The sequence below is a fragment of the Tianxiuia mixotrophica genome (assembly GCF_050596425.1).
Classification (GTDB): Bacteria; Bacillota; Clostridia; order Peptostreptococcales; family Acidaminobacteraceae.
The window spans coordinates 1,657,768-1,680,671 of sequence record NZ_CP192292.1 but is presented as its reverse complement, the minus strand read 5'-3'; the positions used below and the strand labels follow the sequence as shown (position 1 = coordinate 1,680,671).

Genomic DNA, 22,904 nt, shown 5'->3' with positions numbered 1-22,904 from the left:
CCTTGATATGACTGGTTTTGAGGAAATACCGCAAGTGTTTCGGCGACTATAGCCTTGCCAAAACGCTCGTGAAAAAATATTTTGTATTTTTTTCTGTACATAGACTGAGTTCATGATTTTTGTGGTCTTGGTTTGGGTGGTGGATTGTGTTTCCCTATGCCTTCCATGATGAGCAGTGCCGCCTTAGTTATCAGTATCGCCAGTTGTACTTTACTCATTCCATTCTCCCTTCTGATTGTCTATCCAGTCTTCCAGCCTCTTGCCGTGTGTGCCCTTTTCCACATAGACCACCCATCCGAAGTTGTCTCCCTGTATGATGGTGATTCTATGGAATGTCCTGTGTCCCAGTTCCAGTGTGTCCACGAACTCTGGGAATGTACCGAAGATTCCTCCGTTTCCTACATCCATGCCGATATGAGGCAAATGTGTGATGATATCGTCTTCTTCCAGAACGACAATGCCACCGATGTTGCCAAGAAAGTAGGATTTGTAGTCTTCTTTCTCTGAGAGGTTGTCCACAAGGAATTTGTAGTACATTTTGATTTCTTCCAGTAGTTCAGTTGGAAGGACATTCTTAGCCTCTATTTCTTCGATGGTTTTCCATCTATTTATGATCTTCATTAGGTTTCTCCCTTTCTCTACAGAAGGCTGACTGCATGTTCTTTTTCTTTTCGGCTGCACGAGACGTAGAACTTGGCTGTGGTTTCGATGTGGGCATGTCCTGCTAGCTTGCTGACTGTTGTTAGAGGAACGCCTTTGTTTATGAGTCTTGTACAGAATGTATGACGGAATGTGTGTGGCTTGAGTCGCTCAGAGAAGTTACCCTTCTTGGTTAGACTCACTAGCATGTTGTTGATGGCATCTCTACCCACTGCACCACGTTGACCTAGTAGCAGATACTCCGAATCGTAGTATTTATGATTTTGTCGTGCAACTAGGTAGTCTTTGATTGACTCCACAACTTCTGGTTTCAGTGGAACTTCTCTGAACTTTCCACCCTTGCCACAGACTTTGAGTTGATGTGTTAGGAAGTCGATATCCTTGATTCTTATGGAGCATAGTTCACTGACTCGAACACCTGTGTAGTACAGAAGCTGGACAATCACTTTGTCTCTGACATTGACATTGTCTTCAATATAGAGAAGTAGCCTGTCTGTCAGTTTCTCATCGTAGACCTCCACAGGTTTCTCTGATCCCTTGGCTATTTTTACTCTGTCACGTTTGTAGTCCACGACCATTTCAGCCATGGTATTCTTTTCGATTAGGAATCTGTTATAGCTTGCGAAGCTATTGATTTTCTTGTTGATTGTGGTTGGTTCGTAGTCTGATTCAAGAAGCATGGTGCGGTAGCTGTTTATTGCAAAACGATTGAGCGCACCCCCTAGCTCCATGTCTCGTTCCTGCAGGAAAGTTTCCAGACCCCTGAGATCTCCTATGTAGCTTTCTATCGTCTTTTCACTTTTGCCATCTTGTCTGAGATGGTCTTCGAAGGTTTTGATTGTTGACATTGTTTTCTCCTTTCCAAAAACGACAAAAAGACCATAGGGGTGTTATCCTATGGTCTCTTTGCACGTTGTTTCCTCTTATATTCGGTTTTCTCGCTCTGTGTTCTGGATTCTTCCCACAATCCATTCTGAGCCTGTTTATGGTGTTTCTGTTTGTGATTTGGTGCTGATTTTATGTGACTGATGGCAGAATTATGATTCTGCAGTGAGTTTTGTTGCTTCAAAAACAGAAGAAAGCGATGGAATGACTTCGTTTTGTCTTTCCACCGCTCTAGTTTTGTAGTTTTGCATCCAGATTGCTATACTTTATGCTATGAGCTATTCGAGCAATGAAACAAATTACTACTTATTGGTCTATTTTTCATTCGTAGTAACTACAATGATGTCTGGTTGATTATCATCCCATTTATCATCCCAGTCACGGATATGAGAGTGACACATTTCTGTATCATCCGAAACTTTACCATGTTCATCTAACACATGTTTGAAGTAGTTCACAAGTTTCTCCAACTCCTCAATGTCTCCCATTATTGACACTTCATTCAATTCAATTAGATCATCACTATTTTTTTGGTAACCGTAAACTTTCATTAATAATCTCCTAACTGCCATCCATTCTTCTCAAGCCATTTCCTAACCTTCTTACTTGGATCAGGTGTTCCTCTATGTTTATCATGTATAGTACCATCATTATTTATAGAAGTACCATCATCAAAGTGAACGTGTGGCTTTTGACCTGGAACATGTGGCTTATCTACTCTATCAACGCCTCGTGGAGCTTGACCTTTATTTACCTGTTGTTGTAACTGCGATGGACCTGTTGGATCTGGAATTTCACTATCTGACTCACTATCATCCACGGCTTCAGCATTGAATAAGCTATCAGTAAAACTATTGATTCCATCGACAAAATCATTTACTTTGTCCACCATCGGAGCCGTTATAACTGTGGTTATAATAACTAGTCCACCAATTTCTCGAACAGTTTTGTTCCTACTTAGAACCAATACTCCAGCCATACTTGCTTTTGAAACATCTTGGTTCATCGGATCAGTTTGACTCTCCCCCTCAGTAGACAAACTGTTGTCAGAAAAAAGGGTAGCAACAGTTCTATTTCCTGTTACTACCATTCTATCATGTGTGTTCTGTTGTTCCTAGACTTCTTCTCTTGAGCTTTTGACCATGTAGATGAGAAATGCTACTGACACTGCTGTTGCGCCAAGCATGCCTCCCATGAGTCCGAATGCTAGAATAGTCAGGACGATCCCCACAAAGCCTGTTACCCATCTTCCAGAGAACAGTGCGACCACGATTATTCCCAGAATTCCAACACCACTGAGCAGTTCCAACATTTATTTTTCCTCCTTGTTCATCTGTCTGAGCCACCGTTCTGAGTAGCCGTACTTTCTTGCCATTTCCCTGTAGTTGACGTTCTTCCCACAAGATTTTAGCTGTTTCTTCACGTATTTTGCCGAATAGAGACGCACAGGAAAACAAATCTGCATGCCCTTGTAGTGGTGGTGCATGAGCCTTGCTACTTCCTCCGAGATGTCTTCGGCGATTTCTTCATAGATTCCATTCAGTGCTTGCTGTCCTATGCCAAGTCCCCCTTTCAGTCCTCATTATCAAATATAGCTTGTATTCAAATCTTTCTCTCGTGGCGAATGCCTTGTCTTTCCCCTTGTTTTCTGCAAGGCAAAACGGACAGCAGATTGCTCCACTGTCCGTCTGTTTATGCCGCTATTTTCAGTTCTGCTTTTGCTGTTTTTGGAACAGGATGACGATATTCTGTCTTTGTTCTCATCATGCCGAAGATGATGCTGACAAGTCTTCTCATCACGCAAACTAGTGCTTGTCCCTTTGTTTTCCCTTCTGACTGCTTCTTCAGATAGTATTCACTAAACACTGGATTACGTCCATCACCTTTCTTAGAAACTTGGACTTGCTGTACTGCAAGATTGTAGAATGCCTTGTGCAGTGTTCGATTACCTTGCTTGCTCTTGTGGAAGTTTGATTTGCCACCAGAACTGTGCTCATATGGTGCAATTCCTGCGAACTTGGCTAACTTATCAGGACTGCGAAAACGGCTGATGTCACCTATTTCTGACGCAATCTTGGATGCCAGTACGGTGTCTATTCCTGGCATTGTCTCCAGCTTGTAGCCTAGTTCTTTCATGTTGATCTTGATTTTGTCCTCAATCTCCTTCATGACTTCGTTGTAGACACGAATCATCTTGATATTGCTTCTAATGACAAAATCACTGTTGTCTTGACTTCTTTGTGGCATGTGTCCATCAGATTCTATCAGCTCTTTGATCTGCTTTGCCTTTCGAGTGGACAGTGAGTTGCGACTGCCTTTTCTCAGTTCTATGGCAAGTTCTTCTACAGACACATTCTCTAGGTGTTTTGGTGATGGGTATGTGTCCCAGAAATGGAGCGCACCCTTACCGAATATATCCGAGAAGAATCTGTCATAGCTTGGGTAGCTGTGCTTTAGGACTTCATGGAGCTTGTGTCTGACTTTGGTTTTAGACTCGACAAAAGAGTCTCTTTGACTGACTAGTTGTTTCAGTGTCCAGTGCTGATCTTCTATGTGTACGTCCTTGAGTGTTTCCCACTGCATGAGCATGGTAAGTGCCACACAGCGAGCATCGAACTCGTCATTCTTCTTGTAGTTCGCCTGACTGCGGAAGATGGCTGCTGATGCGGCATTGACTTCCTTGACGATTTGCCCATTGTCTATCAGGTATCTAGCCAGATTTCTGCCGTTGTCACCTGTGTCCTCCAGTCCAAATACGGGCACCAGATCTTTTGATAGTGTTTTGAAGTACTTCAAGAAACCCTCGAATTCAGAGGGCTTGTTCTTTATGGTCAGTGTTCCAATCTGCTGATTCATCTGATTGATGGCTACAGCTACATGGATACCTTTATGGGTATCTACACCTACGTAGATTGTGTTCATGCTTCTTTGTGTCATGTTTGTTCTCCTTCCAGAATCAACGTCGGCAACCTCAGTTCAAACGACTCTCCAACTCTTTCGAGTGGGGCGCACGGGGAAGAAAGCCTGTCCGTTATGGACTGGAATTTACGCTGGTCTGCTTTGGCAAACGAGCGTTGATCGCTTATTCAGTTCTACCTATTTTATGATGTATGTTTGTTTTCCTTGTTGTTTCGCTTTCTGACTGCATTCTGGTCGTGGCACGGTTGTGTTTTGGACACAACTGCATCTTCCAGAACAATTGATTTATGTGGTCTTGGTCGTGTGGACGCATCGGAGAAACTACCAGCTTCTCTCTGCCTGAGAATCGCCTTTTCTGCTTGTGTCTTGCGTTCTGTTGGCACTGACTTCGACACGCCCACATGTCCTAGTTATTGGTTTTGCTTGTTTTCTGATGGACTTTTCTTGCCCTTTTTCTGTCCATTTGTCGCCTTCTTCTGTCCTTTTTCAACTTGTTTCTCGTCCTCTGATTCCAGTTCTTTGCGAATGTCTGGGTGGAGGCGCAGTTTGGGAAGCTCTTGTCGGAATTCCTGCTTTATTTTGATTCCTGTGTGGTATCGGAAGCTTCCTGTTCGTTTGGACTGCCACTTGTATCCGAGTCTGTCTGCTTCTGCTTCGAATTCTCTCCAGAACTTCTTGTTGGAGATGTTTGCATATCCAGAGTGACCATTGTCTTCAGACCACTTTCGGAAGAAGCCATAGATGTGTTTGTTGCTTTCTCTGTGACCTTCTTCATCTTGATCGATGCATTCTTCGAAGAATACCATCATTGGACTCATTTCTTGTCTGTAACTTTCAAGCAGTTCTTCACTGGCTTTACTTGCTACGAATTGGTACTCATTTTCTTTCAGACTGACTAGACCTTCTACTGCCCAGTTGAAGATGCCAGGAAGTTCTTCCACGAGCTTGTCTCTCAGATGCTTGTCCTGCTTCTTTCCTCTGAACGATTTTACGAATGGAATCATGGACAGTCTTCTGAAGTATCCATCCGAACGGTCTCTTGTTGATGGCATGTTGTTGGTCGATGCCACAATCTTGGCTGTTGGTCTGAAGGAGAAGACAGGCTTACCCTTCTGTTCTGCTGTGATGGTATCTTCACCTGTAATGGCTTTGAAGTACTGGGTATTCATGCTTTTGCCACCCATTTCGTTTTCAGAAGACAGGTTCAGCGTTTTGCCGTAGAGTGTCACTCTTGAGAATCCTTTGTGGAGTTCGTTGAGTGGCACATGGGCAATGTTTTCTTCACCTACTACTTGGCTGAGTATGTCAGTGAAGACACCTTTGCCGTTCCCTCCGCTACCATAGAGAATCAGAGCTTTCTGCGCCTTTGTCTCCATGCTCATGCAGTAGCCGAACCACTGCTGTGCCAGTTCTACCAGTTCCTTGTCACCATCGAATATCTGGTCAAGGAATGCAAGGAATTTTGGGCATTTAGCTTCTGGATCGTACTCTATGGGAAGCTGTATGGTGCTGTACCAGTCTGGGTTGTGGTCTTTCATCCCAAGTGTTTCTGTGTCAAACATGCCGTTTTGCATGTTGATGAGATGGCGTTCTTCGTTGAATTCACCAATCAGGTACAGCTCCCGCATGAGAGCTTTTAGGTATTCTTCTTCTCGTCTGCTGTTCCAGACTCCGAATCTTGGCTCTTGGAGCTCATCACGCAAGAACTGCAACAACTCGAACTTTGGAACTTGCTTCCAGACCCCTTCATCGAAGCTGTAGAAATGTCCATCACTGCTGTAGATGAGGTTATAGTTTTTCTTGATGTAGATGGCATAGTAGTTAGCGTTGAATTTCGCCACTTCCCCATCTTCATCTATGAGGAATCCTCTATCATACAGATCGAGTTCCTCCTGTGTCATATCAGCTTTGTCTTTCAGTTTTTTAGTACTCATTGGTTTTCTTCCTTCCGAATTTTTATTTCAGAGGAAGGTAGCTACCAGATTGACGTCAATACTCTCTGATGCATCTGAATATACGCTACTATTTCATAAGCGTCAACTCCACACACCTTGATATGACTGGTTTTTAGGAAATACCGCAAGTGTTTCGGCGACTATAGCCTTGCCAAAACACTCGTGAAAAAATATTTTGTATTTTTTTCTGTACATAGACTAAGTTCATGATTTTTGTGGTCTTGGTTTGGGTGGTGGATTGTGTTTCCCTATGCCTTCCATGATGAGCAGTGCCGCCTTAGTTATCAGTATCGCCAGTTGTACTTTACTCATTCCATTCTCCCTTCTGTTTATCTATCCAGTCTTCCAGCCTCTTGCCGTGTGTGCCCTTTTCCACATAGACCACCCATCCGAAGTTGCCCCCTTGTATGATAGTGATTCTGTGGAATATCCTGTGTCCCAGTTCCAGCGTGTCCACGAACTCTGGGAATGTACCAAAGATTCCCCCATTTCCTACATCCATGCCGATATGAGGCAAGTGTGTGATGATATCGTCTTCTTCCAGAACGACAATACCACCGATGTTGCTAAGAAAGTAGGATTTGTAGTCTTCTTTCTCTGGGAGATTGTCCACAAGGAATCTGTAGTATGTTTTGATCTCTTCCAGTAGCTCTTTTGGAAGGTCATTCTTAGTCTCTATTTCTTCGATGGTTTTCCATCTGTTTATGATCTTCATTAGGTTTCTCCCTTTCTCTACAGAAGGCTGACTGCCTGTTCTTTTTCCTTACGGCTACACGAAATATAGAACTTGGCTGTTGTCTCTATGTGGGCATGTCCTGCTAGTTTGCTGACCGTTGTTAGAGGAACACCTTTGTTGATGAGTCTTGTACAGAATGTATGACGGAATGTGTGTGGCTTGAGCCGCTCAGAGAAGCTTCCCTTCTTGGTTAGACTCACTAGCATGCTATTGATGGCATCTCTTCCCACTGCACCACGCTGTCCTAGTAGCAGATATTCTGAATCGCTATACTTATGTTTCTGACGGTCGATTAGGTAGGCTTTGATTGACTCCACAACTTCTGGTTTCAGGGGGATTTCTCGGTACTTTCCACCTTTTCCACAAACTCTGAGCTGATGCGAAAGAAAGTCGATGTCTTTGACTCTTATGGAACACAGTTCACTGACACGAACCCCTGTGTAGAACAGGAGCTGGACAATTGCCTTATCCCTGAGACTGACATTGTCTTCAATATAGAGTAGTAGCCTGTCTGTCAGTTTTTCATCGTAGACTTCCACAGGTTTCTCTGATCCCTTAGCTATTTTGACTCTATCTCTTTTGTAGTCCACAACCATTTCTGTCATGATGTCCTTTTCGATTAGGAATCTGTTATAGCTTGCGAAGCTGTTGATTTTCTTGTTGATGGTGGTTGGTTCGTAGTCTGTTTCAAGAAGCATGGTGCGGTAGCTACTTATTAGGAATCTATTGAGTGTGCCATCGAAGTTTATTTCTCTTTGCTTGACGAATACCTCTAGTCCTCCGAGATCAGAGGTATAGCTTTCTATTGTCTTTTCGCTTTTTCCATCTTGTCTGAGGTATTCCTCGAAGGCTTTGATTGTTTGCATAGTTTTGCTCCTTTCCAAAAACGACTAAAAGAGACCATAGGTTATTGTCCTCTGATCTCTTTGCACGCTGATTCATGTTGTATTCAGTTTTGGGACTCGGTGTTCTGGATTCTTCCCACAATCCATTCTGAGCCTGTTTGCGGTATTTCTGCTTGTGATTCGCACTGAATTCGTGTGACTGGTGGCAGAATTATTATTCTGCAGTGAGTTTTTCTTATTCAAAAACGGAAGAAAGCGATGGAAGGACTTTGTTTTGTCTTCCCACCGCTAGATTCAGTGTTTTATGTTGTTAGTTCAATAGATTTTATGCAATCAGACAACATCAGCAAAATCGAACACTAATTGAGTTCAATATTTTCCTCAAGTGCATTCAAGAGCATTTCAGCTGTATTTGGATTCAAATTGAAGTCTTCATCAATTCTCTCCAATCTGCTCATAACGCTAGCTATACAATCACAACCTTCTTCACAATAGTCAAACACATCGGAAAACCAAACTGTATTTACCCATTCTAAAGCTCTAATGTCATCAATCTCCCCTGAAATGAAATGCTCTAACAGATTCACTACATGAGAATTACATATCATCACTGTTGTTTCTGTTTCATTGAAAATCCCTGTGCCACCAATGCCGATAACATCACCTTTATTAATTTTCAAATCTCTAAAATCCTCAAGTACTTTTGAATAGTTCATCATATCACCTATTTATACTTTCTATGAATGAAATTGCCTGCGTTAGTGAATGTATCTTTATAGACATTCACAGTCTTTCCACTACTATCAATGATTTTGTAGTACTCAGCATATCCAGAATGGTTACCTGGCTTCAACATTTTCATTTGATAATTACCATTTTCCAAAACATCAACAGTATACTCTGTATAACCACTGCCACTCTTTCTTATGAATCTCTTAAAATTAGATGCGACATCATCAGGCAAGTCTGCTAGTGCAGTTATAGCATCTGATTTTGATCCAGCACTGAAAACATTCTGAGTCCCATTATTTGTCGGAAGTGATGCTGCATGCCAAGTTCCAGCATGCAATCCAATTGTAAACCCTTCAACAAATGCCTCTACAAGTTTATTCTGTTCATACGATTCTATTATGTACTCCTCATATAGTGGTGACAACGTATCATGAACATTCTCTTGTCCAGTCAACATCGTTCTTAATCCATATATTACGTTATCACTTGAATTGTAAATAGTATCATACTTATTCTGAAGTTTTTTCGCTTCGGCTAAAATTATTGCATCAACTAATTGATTCCTTTGATCACCTGTTATGTTAGATGGTATTTGATCAATTAGCGGCTCAATGTTTGATTGTAACTCATTTTGCCAGTTTGATGGAGCAAATACATATTCACTTTGACTCTCCCCCTCACCAGTCAAAATAACTTCACTAAACTCATTTTTAGTAGCATCATATTTGTACTTTATGTCATCAACAGTTATGGTTAAAGTATCAAACTCTAGACCTTGATATGTTCCTTGTAATACTTCTTCCGCAGTCTCAAGTGCATCAAGATCAGACAAGCTTTCCAGACTAGACAGATTTTTTTTATTAGCATCATTCAATATATCTTCACTACCAAGGACTTGTAATGTTCCACCCGACTCATGAAGTTTATTTATAACACTTTCAACTTTTTTTACAACCTCATCTTTTTCCACATATTTTTCACCATTATCAGTTTTCATTTTTACTTGTTCAGAATGTCTTGAATTATCATTTTTTTGTTTCATCTGCTGATTATGTCCGCTTGGATCATAATACTTGATTGGATTGTTCGAGGTATAAGTATATAAATTTAGACTTAACGGATCGCTTAGTTGACCTCTATAGGTATCTTCTTGTAAGAATCGAGCATATTTAGCATCATACATTCTAGCATTTAAGTAGTACATGTCCGTTTCTTCATCATATTGATAGGCTGAGTAACGGAATGGGTTATCTGTCATATCTTGTGACTCGATAGGGTTTCCAAATGCATCATACATATACTTTGCTTTTATTACACCTGTTTGATCTATAAGAGCAGTTACATCTCCATGCGCATTAAATAAGTAATTATACTCTTCTCCATTTGACTGGCGAGATATCAAAGACGTACCCATCGTATTTCTCGCAGTTACATCTCCATTCTTATTTCGCTCAAGGACAACATCACGACCAACATATAGATAGTGTGTTTCTTTATCTGCAACTTTCTTGACCACTCGTTGCCCTCTACCATTATAAATGTTTTGAACTGTTTTACCACCTTGGACCGTCTTCACCAATTGATTAAACACATTATACTCATTGTTTTGCTCATTAATTTCATTAATTATTGGTCTACCACTAAATGAGTATTTAAAATGTTCAGCTTTTGTCCCAGTTAACCTATTACGTTCATCATAGTAGTAATTCTGAACAGCTAACCCAATTCCATTAGTCTTAAGTTCAGATCTTCTATTCCCAGATGCATCATAACTATAAATTGTTTGCATATCTGGCTCTTCAATTACTTTTAATCTATTAAGCTCATCATATACATACGTAGTCTTCCCTCTAGAATCTTGAACTGTTTCTTGAAGTCCTGTTAACTCATTATAAGTGTATAAATACGAGTCAATATTTGAACCATCAACATTCTTATTAACTAATGACTTTATTTGATTATCCGGATAATAAGTGTAAACTTCCTGAACACCAGACTGATACAAAACTTTCGTCTTATTACCAATTTCATCATACTCATAGATTGTCCTACTTAGGTCATTGGAACCAATACCATCTACAACTTGCTTCAGACGGCCATGCTTATCAAAGACTTTTTGCATTACTCCAGCAGGATCAGTTTGAACGAGTGAAGTATACCCACTCATAAGTGAATCACCTTTTTCGTCCGTTCTTACATCGTATTTGAATGTCACTTTCCCCTGATTCGGAACTGATTTCGAAATGTTTCTACCTAACGCATCATACTCATATATTGTTGTGCCTGTTTGATCACTCATTTTGATCAAATTACCAACACCATCATATTCATACTTAAGTTCAATTTCTCCAGCTGATCTCGTTTTAATAAGACCAAGCAAATTATATGTTTCTGTTATGATATTCTGATTTCTATCGAGTATAGTGTGTCTTTGACCATTCGAATAATATGTGTAATTTTCTACTTTGCCAAGAGTATATTGATAATTTCCTTCAGTTCCAGTACGTCCGCCATCATCAATACGTCTTTTCAAAAGTCCCCTAGTATTGTATTCATTCGTGGTTGTAATACCGCGTCCATCTTTTTGAAAAACTAGGTTCCCATTCAAATCGTATAGATATTCACTTGTTTCCCCTTTTGCATTTATCACTTTCCACAATCGGTTCATCGAATCATAAATATAAGTTGTCACTAAGTCACTTTGATCTGTTACATTTTTTACATCATTTTTTATAGTTTTTACATTTCCTCTTATGTCATATGTCTTTATTATTCTTCTACGCAATAGATCATACTCTTCAATAATTTGTCCATCCTTGTTATAGACAAACTCTGAATAATTGCCCTTAGCATTATACGAGAATCGTTGCTGATGCGCGGTATCATATACTCGTTTTTCAATAACTATACCACTTGGATCTATGGTTTGAACAAGTCGATCAATGTCATCGTACTTATAGTGGATTTCGTTACCCGTCCAATCACGTTTTACTGTGATATTGTTGTTTTTATCATACACCTTTTCTTCGATATGTTTCGTTACTTCTCCATCCACATCCTTTACATCTATAATTGTTGATATAACACGATCAAGTTCATCATACTTTGTCTCTATTATATTTCCATTTGGATCTGTAGAATATCTAAGATTACCATTTAGATCATATTTAGAGATTGCGGTGTATACTTTTCCTGTACCACTTGTGGTTTTTAAGGTTTTTGAGGTTATATTTCCCAGCTTGTTATAGCTGAATATTTCTTCCTTACCAGCAGTATCAAACTTTCTTAAAACTCTCCCGTTTTCATCATACTGATATTTTATTGAGTATGCACCAATACTTTCATCATATGGATAAACTTCCTCACGAACTTGCCCAAATGCATTGTACTTAAATGCAGTTACATTGTTTTCACCATCTCTAACTTCAACTGGTAAACCTATGTAGTTGTGTTTAGCTTTTGACAATGTCACTTCAGGACCATTGCTAGGATTGTGTCTCGTTTCAATTAAATTTCCAAATGCATCATATTTCTTAATGAACTCATTGCCTAATCCGTCAATTTCTTTGCTTACAAGACCGCGACCATTGTATACAGTTTTGCTGGTATAATCAATTCCGCTACTCTTATGTTCGGCAGACAATATCTCAGTTGGTTCTCCAACCAGATTATAGGTAAACTCGGCACCATATCCCGTTGCAATTTTGTTTGATACATCTCCCGTCCCATTGTTGTAACCTATGTCATTTAACTCTTTAACAATGTTGCCAGCAGCATCATGGTCGTATGCTTTATTTACTATAGTTGTCCACTTATTTTGCTCATCCAGATATACATACGTCTCTAATATTAATTGGTCCACATCATTATATGTATATTCAGTTCTGCTATAGCTAGAAAGTGAACTAGAGATATCAATTGTACTCCCTGTATAATTTTCTGGAGTAACTTCTGCTATAAGTCTTCCTGCAAAGTCATACTCATATGCATGAATTAGAGTTTGCTCTGTACCTTCAGAAGTCACTGTTTTCTTCTCATATAGCAAGTTGCCCCGACTGTCATACCTATACTCAGTTTTATTGCCATTCGCATCTATTATAGTCTCAACGTTTCCATTAAAATCATAGTCTTTTGTCACCATCTTGTCTTTTACAAGGTTTACACCAGAACTATTAACATAGTCCACATCTTTTATCGTCTCTGATACAACTCTACCAAGCTCATCGTATCTATATTCAGTTGTTGAAACAGGTGTTTGCAGTGAATCTATTTTACCAGAGCCATTATACCTATAAACAGTTTCAGTAGTCTCCATTTCATTTGAGCTAAAGTCGTACCCTTTTAGATCGCCCTTTCGAACTGTTTTACACACATTAACCACTCGTCCATAATTATCATAATCATACTCTTCAAATATGGACTCTGATTTACTAACAAATGTGTATTTATTATCTATAAAACCTCTGCTATCATAATTAGTTTTAATTAACAACTCATTGTCTAAACCATCTGCCAAACTAGTTATTCTTTCTTCGGTTATATCACCACTAGAGTTGTACTTAAATTCACGAGTTATTAAACTTTCAGGAATATTTGTAATATTAGGTCGTCCTTCAGCAATAATCACAATCAAGTCAGAAGTGCTTTTTGATTTTACTTTATCATTCTTGAAATAAGTTATTCCTTCATATCTATATTCGTTTTTCTCAACTTCCGTCCATTTTCTTATTAAACGATTTAGCTTGTCGTAGTCATAATATGTATGGCCACCTAATTTATTAACAGAATAATCGAGTAATCCATTTTTTAGATATGCATTCTCAATTTTAGATCCATCATCGTATGTTTCCGTTAGTAATTTATCCTTAAAATCATAAATGGATATTGTTTCACGGAACTTACTTCTATCTTCACTAAGATACTCAGTTTTTGTAACTTTTTTCTTGTTAGCACTTCCCTCAATTGGAACTGTTTCATATTTATATGACTCAATTAACCAACCTTTTGTAACATCGGACTCTAAATCAGCCTCTTTGAAATATACATGTGTTAAATTCTTAAACAAATCATACTCGTAATAGTTACTTGAACCATCAGGATATACTTTCTTTTTAATATTCCCCACAGCATCATATTCATATTTCGTTATATTACCTTGTGGATCTTTTTCAAGAATTTTCTCTCCAAGATTATTGTACTGATAAGAGTATCCTAAATCATTATGGGTGTATACAGATTCAGCTATGTTATCTATATTGGATTCATTTGAAATATCATACTGATCTGCTTTTATGGATCTAATCAATTCATTCTTACTATTGTAAATATTCCTTACATAACAAAAGTCACCATTAGAATTTATAGTTCTCTCTCTTAGTAAATTTCCACTAGAATCAAACTCTCTTGAATATATAGCATTTTTGTCATCATAGAATTCTATATCAACAAAAGATTCCGCAACTTGATTTCCATCATCATCGTACAAAAAGTATTTTGTTACAGCTCCCACGGTTTTAGTTGCTACATTCCCTTGATAGTTGTAAGTATAGCTTTTAGTAAAGCCCTCTTCATCCACTTCAGTTTTAATAAGCCCTTTTAAAGTTCTTGACACTAAATTGTGCTTTTCGTAAGCATTGTCTACAGTATTCTTTTGACTTGTATATGTATATTTTTTTACTAATGACTCATCAGCAGATAAATATCTACTCACATTAAGCGGAAGTCCATTTTGGGTGGTTGTACTTACTAAAACACCAATTTCATCTATTTCCAACGTTTTATATCCTGTATTATCATATTCATACTTCTTAACTGAACCATCAGGATTTATCATTTGTTGAACCCTAAAATCCTTGTAAACAAAGCTTGTTTCGTTACCATTTAAATCAACATATTTTTTTATATCACCATAATTTACACTTGGATCCCAGTATCCTTTATAATAATGTTGATAGGACACATTTTGAACGCGCCCGTCTGGATAGGTAACTCGTACTATATAACCATACTTGTCATAATCTTTTCTTATAACTCTTTCATCAAATGAACTATCAAGCGACTCCTCTGTAATATATGCAAAAGCATCTGGATAACCAGACGCATGATAGGATCTTTTTATTCTCCCACATATCGTATGTGCTTTCGCCTTGCCATTATATCCATCTTTGTAATCTATTATCTCATCAGGATTGCTACTCCAACCTTTATTGTAACTTACTTCTGTCATCTTATCCTGGTGTATTCTTAAATTTGCACCTTTATAAAATCGACTATATCTATAGGATTCTGTTAGAACTTCTTTGCCATCAATAAGTTTTTTTGCATATCTAACATTTCTAGAGGAGTCGTAATAATACTTCACTCCGTTTCCGTCTCTATCAACTATTCTATCAAGTAATCCATAAGTTGAAACCGAACCGTCTCTGAAACCATAATAAAAGTCATAACGTTTACCACTTGAATCAATGAAGTAGTTTAGGACAACTCCATCTATGCTATCTTCCTCTGAAAAATCTAGTTTTATATAATTCTCTGAAGGATCTGTGATTGTATCTAAATAGTATGTGTAGAAATTAACTCCGTCTTCTTTTGGTGTATAACTCGTATCCCTTTTATATGAATATTTATAGCCATCATCTGTTCTGAGTATAAATTTATCATTAATTAATTCTAGTTTATGGTTCAAGCCCTTGGCATCATATTCCCCATTGGACTTATGAAAAGTTACACTACCACCGCCTGGTATTGAAGCAACAACATTCCCCCTGTTTTCTACATCATATCCTTCCATATATAGACGCTCATATAGTTTACAGTCTAAGTTGAAAGACCAACCCTTCCCTAAGCCAACATCTTTTTCACTTTTAGAATTATAGGTTCTGACCAATCCGTCTTTAAAACCCGGAACATCTATTTCAATATCTGTTACCGAATGAGAAAAATTACCACTATACGGATTTATCCCTTCTTCTCCATAATGTAATTGTTCTATTTCAATTGATGATAACTCGCTATATAGATCATAATCACTCTGCATTTGTTTCGTTAAAATACCCGAATTCCAAAAACTATTCTGAAGAGCATAATCCAACACATTGCTCTTATATGATTGAATTACCGTATCAATTCCTTCCTCATTAAATAATTCTATAGACTTTAGAATATCGCTTGTTTTAATTCCTGTTTTCTCATTATAAGTCACAGGATAGAATCTATTGCTATTCAACTCACTATCAAGTACATATTTAAACTCTATAGCTGAACCAGATGTAATATTAGTTCCAGCAAAAACTTCACCATTATAGTTCTTTTCATTCCATTCTTTCAAGTCTTCGTCACTTATATAAAGACCGAAAGTATTACTTTCATTAACTGCCTTCTCATAGCTTTTTAATTTTAAATCGAATGTTTCATATTTAAAATTTGGCTGTATATTCTCGATTGAATTTCCACCTAGAATATATACAATGTCTCTCCAACTTACTATCGAATCTAAAGTTAATTCAATGAAACTATCACCGATTTTGCTTGTGGAGACTATTTGTGGTGAAATATCATGTATTTGTATACTACTGCCACTCGTTACTTCTGCTTTAAGTTCCAATAATCTTTGATTCAATTCTTCTACTTTTTCAGTGTTGATCTTGATTTCGGATTCGTCATTTATTTGAACAACCCAGGAACTTTCATATCTCGTAAACATAGTCTTTTCCAAATCGTTTAAAGATTCGACTAAGTCTCTGCCTTCATAAGACATATTCTCAAAATAGGTTTTATCTATCTTATATACATCAATGAGTCTCTTTTGTTGATTTATAGATAAATCTGTATATGCTACTCCTTCATTTACAAAATCAAGTTGTTCATAAAACTTATTATATACTTCAATAGTATCAGCTATATTTTTATTAAACTCTGCATCTAGGTTATCAAATTTAAAATATGAACTGTCTGCATTAACAAGTTTACCAGCTGTATCCTCATTGTATTTTCCACCATCAATGAGGGCATTTTTCACTTTCAGTGGTGTTACTGATTTGTTTGAAGCTCTTATAAGTGCTACTATCCCTGAGACAAATGCTGATGCTTGGGATGTACCACTACCGTATACATATAGATTATCTTCAGCGGTACTAATTATATCAACGCCAGGCGCATAGACATCAACTAATTCGCCGTAATTTGATGTGAGGGATTTAGTTCCTTTATTGTCGATAGCGCCAACAGTTATAATGTTGTCCAGTTCATATGCTGCTGGATATACCGGTGAGCTTGAAAGGTCTTCATTATTATTTCCAGCAGAAGTTACGAATATAATGTCACTATTCTCAATGGCTTCTTTAAGTGCATAGTTTTCTTCTGGACCACCAAAACTGCAATTGATTACATCTACCCCCATCGATTCTGCGTACAGGATTGCTTCAATAACATCAGAAGTATAACCGCCATCCTTGCCATAGAACTTTAGTGGCATTATTTGAACTTCTGGTGCCACACCTGAGATACCAATACCATTTTGTCCAGCACCTATAATACCTGCTATATGCGTGCCATGATGATCATTCTCAAACTTGTCATATACAGAATTGTCTCCATTATAAAAATCCCAGCCATTGACATCATCAACAAAACCATTACCGTCATCATCTAATCCATTGTTTGGAACCTCTTTATCATTGACATAAATATTGTTTTTCAGATCAGGATGATAAATATCAATTCCAGAATCGAGGACACCAACAATAGCTTTATATCCCTTACTCTTATCCCAAGCTGTCACTAGATTTATATCAATTGATGATAATCCATTCATTCCGTTAATATTTTGTGCCTTATTCTCTAATCCCCATTGATTTGGATAATATGGATCAGTGGAAAATAGAGAAAGTTTGTAATTAGGTTGTGCATATTCAATATCAGGGTCGGAGGTTAATTCATCTACCACTTCCTCAACGTCATACGCCTCTGTAACTTCAACTATTTGAATATTGCCTACTTTATTTTTTATTTTTATTTCGCCTTGACTCGCTTCAGATTTCAAAGTGCTTGCTTTAACGTTTCTCTTACTCTCTATTCTGTTTTTAATTGCGTCAAGTTTTGTTTCAAGCAACAGGTTTTCCTCATCACTATCATTTTTTGAGTCACTGTCAATATTCGCCGAAAAAGCTGAAATTGCTTCATTAACTAGTCGCAATTTATTCCAATTACTCGTTGCTTTATCGGTTTTCATTTTTACTATAATTTGCTTTTTCTCTAATATGTTTTCATCAGTTGTCACACTAGTTGAGGCTTCTACAGTCACTGCACTACCAGAAGTTGTTGTATTAGCATTGCCTTCCTCAGTGAGATCTCTCTCTTTCACAATCTTATTTAATAATCTATCTTTATTCTTTATAAAGTAAAATTGAGGATACACTCCAGAAAATATCTCATGTGAATTATAGTAATTTATATGTGATGATAATGTTAGCAAGTCCAATGGATCATTTAATTTGATTTCTAAATAATCTTTTTTCTCTTTAATATTTTTTATCAGGTCATTTTCATAATGACTAAGATATTCTTTTGCCAAATCACTTTTTCCATCTTGAAATAAGACTATAAACTTTTTTGTTTTTTGGATTTCATATGTCGTTTCACTTAGTTCTTCATTTTCTGTTGCATGTACCACCGATGGTCCAACTATGTTCACTAAAAAAATCATTACCATTAAAACTGCCCACATTTTTTTGAATCTATATCTCATTTTTGAACTCCCTATATAATATTTATGAAAATTATTCATTGATCTTAGTTATGTCTTTTAGATTTCCGTTTTCGTCGTATGTAAAACTCAAATTATTAACACCTGAATTTCCAGTTCCACCACTCCGAATAATTTCTTGCATATAATAAGTCATCTGATCCATCTTTCTTTTCTGTTCTTCTAGCTCAAATAATATTCGAGAGTTGACTTCACCTTGTGTCATGTTGGATATTTTAGGAAAATCTCTAACAGTGACATTCGTTTTTGCTAACACCGATCCATTCATTGTGACGTTTACAGTATTCCTTTCTCCAGCAAAAGTCTTCGGAGGTATTAAACCTATAATAGGTTTATTTGTGAGTGATGAATAAATTAAACCATCAACAGTATAAATTTTTTCATTATTATCAACGTCCATTTTATAAGTTGCAGTTGATGATTTATAAGGCATATAAGTTGTTTTCACAGTGCCTTCTTCAAGTTGCAAGTTCCAAAATAAAGCAGGGTTTTCAATTGATGAATCACCATTTCTTAAAAAGGATATAAAAATCCTACCACTACTTGGCGAAGTGAACGATAAGGCGTAATTCCCATGGTCTATATCTCTTCGAAATGTAATATTTTTTGACCATCTATTCCTAAAAGTTAGGTTCTGAGCATCAGCAATCCAAGTATAGGCGTCTCCTTCTGTCGAGTAGGAAAAAGTATACTCAGTATTTGGTTTCAAATCTACATATATTCCTCTTCCCAAGTGACTTTTCACACCAGCTGGAGCATGCAATTTACCTGCAACCACATAATTTTGAGGTGGATCCTTATAATCAGGATGTGCACTTTTGCTTATTTCACCATTAATATTAATTAGGTTTTTACCTCGTATCTGAACTTTTAGTTCATTTTTCCCTGTCCTATTTGTAATTCCGCTTCTTGCGATATTTAATAATTGCTCTTCTGATAAATGTTCAATCCCATATTTAGTCTTATCAATTACCACTACATCAGGTTTTAGTAATACCTGATCACCTATATCATAAGAAGTATCGGTTCTATGGTACAACCTAAACGGTTCAACATTTTGAGAATCAATGCTACCATATACTTCTGTCCAGTCATTTTCTAAACCAATAACAGCACTTGAAGTGTCTCCATATCTAAAATATGTTGTGTTCGGATATAAGGTGTAAATATTGCCATAAGCAAAGTACTTGTTCCCTACTTTTGAATTAATATCATTGTATTGATATCTTGAAGCTAGGTGTAGCCTAGAATACATCTGGATATATTGCTCATTAACGACTTCCCCATGCCCATATGGAGTTGACCACCCTGCGGCACTATCCGAGAAGTCAAAATTAGTTATTTCATTTTTGATTCCTGATACTGTTGTTTCTATATCAATCTGTCCACTAGTCTCCGGAATAAATGATGTGATCAGATTTCCATATTCAACGCTATACGTTGTATCTGCATAAGATTGAGGTGAAGCTAAAAAACTCAAAAACATCATTATACAAACCAACTTGATCGCTACCACATGCTTATTAGTCATTTTACAACTCCTTATATATCATCTCTTTTGGTTATTAAACTATTGTGATTCTATCTTCTTCAAATTTCCATTATCGTCATAATCAAAATTAATAATAGATTCTCCACTTTCACTTGTAAAATCATCAATATTGTTCTGTAAAACGTTTACTTTACTTTGCAAACTTAAAACTTGTTCTATTAAAGAGTTTATGACTGAATTCAAAGAATCATCATATGTAATAGACGCAAAAAAATTGCTTCTTTCCTTTAAACTGTCAACTGTCCTATATACAACATACACATTATCCATTTCATCATCTGTTACATCAGATGATGATACACTCACTCTCTCTTCACCATAGGCATAACTTGATTCATAAACACATAAATCTGTAATATCACGCTCAATCCCATTAGCTTTTGTTACAACACGAATTATTTCACTTGTCATTTTTTTGAAAGGACTATCTTTTCCGCCAGTATAAGGATGATCAATAACATTCATATAATATCTTGATCCATTAGTATGTTTCACTACATTTATCTTTTCTTTTCTAATTCCAGTGTATAAACTGATTTTATTTGTTCCCTTATCTAATCTAAAACCATTCTCAAGTGCTACAGTCTCAACGACTGGTTCTTTAAGTTGATATTGTAATTCATAGCTCTCAGTAATGTCACCGTATGCCTTTTCTGTTGGACACACTTCTGTTGCTGAATTAGTTTCTACTAGCACTCCCATTTTCAACTCGTATGTTTTCCCAATCCCTTGAAATCTTTTTGCCCACTTTTTTGCTCCCGTTCCTTCATAAGGCATCTGTGAACTCGAATTGTACATTACCCACCCATTAAAAAATGCTGTAATCTCTTGTGGCGACGGATCATATCCCTTTGCCCATCCACTATACATATTAGCTATAGATAGCTCCAACTTTCCCCCTTCGGAGTACAATATAGATATGTTTGGACTTGACCACTCTCCAACTTTTCTGTACCCCTTCGTAGTTATTCCATTTGGAAGCGATAGTCTATGAAACTGTTCATTTACAGAGTCTTCGATGATTGAATTTATAAATACATTATTTGTTCTGAATCGCTTATAATCCACAAGATCTTCCGAATGAGTTGTTAATTTATAATGATTTATTTCAATATCACCATCTATAGTGAGCGGCTCACTCCATTCCCGTAATATAGTAGCCATACTGCCATCAATTGAAATTTTGGTCCCATCCCCGAACTCACCCGGAATATAAATTTTTGAATCTCCACTCTCCTGTGAATTCTGAATCAATATATCTGATGTGTTTTGAGTCCCAACCAAATAGTTCATCTCTGAATTAGACCAGTCCCCTTCTCGTATATCGATATTTTTGTAATATCCTGAACCATTTGCCCCCTCTCAGTAAAACTTGAGTTTAGTGGATTTATTAGGAGCAGTTCCCAAATAATCTTTATATTCTTTCTCTAAGCTCCCTTTAACATCGATGGAACTTTCTTTTAAAACCACATTGTTACTATTCAAATACTCAATTTTAATTGCTGATGCTGATGAATCATCTTCTGAAAATGCAACTAGTTTTAATGTATATCCCGTTCCTGCTTCAATAGGTATCTCAAAGAATGGTGAATTTTACTACTCGAATTCGACATAAAAAAACCATTGCTAATTCTATGCTCTATACTATTACTTAAATTAAATCCAATCCAACTGTTATTTCTTACAGGTGCTAAATTCGAAACACTTCCACCCTCGAACTCAAATATTGGTATATTGGAATTTTCCACTTGAATTACCGTCGTGTTATTTAAACCATCAATTACAGAAGTATCTGTAGTTGTATATGCAATGTCACCTATTGTCATAGCAATGCATGCAATTACAAATAGACTTGCTAGTCCCCTTTTAAGTATCATAAACATCCCGTCCCTCTCTAAAACTTTGATAAAAATATAGCACTTCGATATTTTAACACAAATAAACCATTTTATTCCTTATCATAGCTAATTTAATTGATTTTTTTCGAACATCCAATTTATAAATTAATAAATATTGATTTATTTGTTACTATTAACTATGCAAATACAAAAACAACCCATAAATGAGTTGTTTTTTATCCTACATAATATTGGTATTTACTAAACTTAAGAACACGTTCACAATACACATGTAACTTGAACCAATTACATTAATTTATTAAATGTCCACCACTAAAACGTTTCTTGCTGTGTCACACAATGAATCATGCCACCATAAACGTATAGTTCTCTTACATCAATGCCAATAACCTGCCTATCAGGATAAAGGGCTTTTAGTATGTCTTTTACACGTTGGTCATTTGGATCATTATAAAGTGGCACTAGAACCACTTCATTTGCCACATAATAGTTGACATAATGACTACTATGCATCAAGCCTTTTATTCATCTTGTATCTCCTTCTGAACCTTCTTAGTCAAAGACTTAAAAACAATATCATAAGAAATATTCATAAGATTAATAATTTCATCATCTGGCACGTCAGAACCAAAAAGAACTGTGTTCCAGTGCTTCTTGTTCATATGGTATCCCGGAAAAACGCCTTCATACTGTTGTCTTAAGACTTGCGAAAGGTCTGGATCACATTTTAAGTTAAGGCCCAAATCGCCTTTATGGTCATAGACAAGACCAAACATTTTTCCTCCCACCTTAAAGACAAGTGTTGTTTCATCAAATGGATATGTTTCTGTTGCACCTGGTTTCGACAGTGCGTACCCGATCGCTTCTTCCCTAGTCATTTTTCCCCCTCAGCATCTTGTCATGCCATACTTTGAATTTTTTTTACGAACTATAAACTTTCATGTCTTCCTTTATAATACCATATGAGCCAGAGCGCCTTCCATATATAGTAAAATAAA

17 protein-coding genes are annotated in these 22,904 nt (G+C 37.0%); all 17 read right to left on the bottom strand.

The annotated features are described in order from the left end of the window. Nucleotides 1-210 precede the first annotated feature (210 nt). Nucleotides 211-621 carry a hypothetical protein gene (locus ACQ4KW_RS07230; protein WP_430885863.1) on the bottom strand — a complete coding sequence of 137 codons (411 nt, stop codon included), beginning with the start codon at nucleotides 619-621 and terminating at the stop codon, nucleotides 211-213. 17 nt (nucleotides 622-638) lie between these two features. After that, complete coding sequence (locus ACQ4KW_RS07225; protein WP_430885862.1) at nucleotides 639-1,508, bottom strand: tyrosine-type recombinase/integrase; 870 nt, start codon at nucleotides 1,506-1,508, stop codon at nucleotides 639-641. A gap of 351 nt (nucleotides 1,509-1,859) precedes the next feature. After that, a complete protein-coding gene (locus tag ACQ4KW_RS07220; RefSeq protein WP_430885861.1) occupies nucleotides 1,860-2,096 on the bottom strand; it encodes a hypothetical protein in 237 nt (78 codons plus the stop codon). Continuing rightward, nucleotides 2,096-2,635 (bottom strand): hypothetical protein, encoded by a 540-nt coding sequence (locus tag ACQ4KW_RS07215; RefSeq protein ID WP_430885860.1) that lies wholly within the window; start codon nucleotides 2,633-2,635, stop codon nucleotides 2,096-2,098. The genes ACQ4KW_RS07220 and ACQ4KW_RS07215 overlap by 1 nt, the downstream gene beginning before the upstream one ends. Nucleotides 2,636-2,659: 24 nt before the next feature. Beyond that, nucleotides 2,660-2,857, bottom strand: coding sequence for a hypothetical protein (locus ACQ4KW_RS07210; protein ID WP_430885859.1), 198 nt, complete (start codon nucleotides 2,855-2,857; stop codon nucleotides 2,660-2,662). Next, nucleotides 2,858-3,079 carry a Mor transcription activator family protein gene (locus ACQ4KW_RS07205; RefSeq protein WP_430886548.1) on the bottom strand — a complete coding sequence of 74 codons (222 nt, stop codon included), beginning with the start codon at nucleotides 3,077-3,079 and terminating at the stop codon, nucleotides 2,858-2,860. It abuts the gene before it with no gap. A gap of 158 nt (nucleotides 3,080-3,237) precedes the next feature. Then, nucleotides 3,238-4,482, bottom strand: coding sequence for an IS110 family transposase (locus tag ACQ4KW_RS07200; protein ID WP_430885858.1), 1,245 nt, complete (start codon nucleotides 4,480-4,482; stop codon nucleotides 3,238-3,240). Between the two features lie 164 nt (nucleotides 4,483-4,646). Continuing rightward, a complete protein-coding gene (locus ACQ4KW_RS07195; protein WP_430885857.1) occupies nucleotides 4,647-4,859 on the bottom strand; it encodes a hypothetical protein in 213 nt (70 codons plus the stop codon). A 15-nt stretch (nucleotides 4,860-4,874) separates the two neighbouring features. Further along, the gene (locus tag ACQ4KW_RS07190) at nucleotides 4,875-6,398 is read right to left on the bottom strand and encodes a DNA primase family protein (RefSeq protein WP_430885856.1); all 1,524 of its coding nucleotides are present in this window, start codon (nucleotides 6,396-6,398) and stop codon (nucleotides 4,875-4,877) included. Nucleotides 6,399-6,723: 325 nt separating this feature from the next. Further along, nucleotides 6,724-7,134: a hypothetical protein gene (locus tag ACQ4KW_RS07185; RefSeq protein ID WP_430885855.1), complete on the bottom strand. Its 411-nt coding sequence runs from the start codon at nucleotides 7,132-7,134 to the stop codon at nucleotides 6,724-6,726. Between the two features lie 17 nt (nucleotides 7,135-7,151). Further along, nucleotides 7,152-8,021 carry a tyrosine-type recombinase/integrase gene (locus tag ACQ4KW_RS07180; protein WP_430885854.1) on the bottom strand — a complete coding sequence of 290 codons (870 nt, stop codon included), beginning with the start codon at nucleotides 8,019-8,021 and terminating at the stop codon, nucleotides 7,152-7,154. A gap of 338 nt (nucleotides 8,022-8,359) precedes the next feature. Further along, nucleotides 8,360-8,719, bottom strand: coding sequence for a hypothetical protein (locus ACQ4KW_RS07175; protein ID WP_430885853.1), 360 nt, complete (start codon nucleotides 8,717-8,719; stop codon nucleotides 8,360-8,362). A gap of 5 nt (nucleotides 8,720-8,724) precedes the next feature. Beyond that, entirely contained in the window at nucleotides 8,725-18,477 is a 9,753-nt protein-coding gene (locus ACQ4KW_RS07170) for a S8 family serine peptidase (protein WP_430885852.1), read from the bottom strand. Between the two features lie 31 nt (nucleotides 18,478-18,508). Further along, entirely contained in the window at nucleotides 18,509-20,026 is a 1,518-nt protein-coding gene (locus tag ACQ4KW_RS07165) for a hypothetical protein (RefSeq protein ID WP_430885851.1), read from the bottom strand. Nucleotides 20,027-20,065: 39 nt separating this feature from the next. Further along, a complete protein-coding gene (locus tag ACQ4KW_RS07160; protein ID WP_430885850.1) occupies nucleotides 20,066-21,340 on the bottom strand; it encodes a hypothetical protein in 1,275 nt (424 codons plus the stop codon). An 878-nt stretch (nucleotides 21,341-22,218) separates the two neighbouring features. Continuing rightward, complete coding sequence (locus ACQ4KW_RS07155; protein ID WP_430885849.1) at nucleotides 22,219-22,419, bottom strand: agmatine deiminase family protein; 201 nt, start codon at nucleotides 22,417-22,419, stop codon at nucleotides 22,219-22,221. 8 nt (nucleotides 22,420-22,427) lie between these two features. Further along, nucleotides 22,428-22,784: an MmcQ/YjbR family DNA-binding protein gene (locus tag ACQ4KW_RS07150; RefSeq protein WP_430885848.1), complete on the bottom strand. Its 357-nt coding sequence runs from the start codon at nucleotides 22,782-22,784 to the stop codon at nucleotides 22,428-22,430. Between the last annotated feature and the right edge of the window lie 120 nt (nucleotides 22,785-22,904).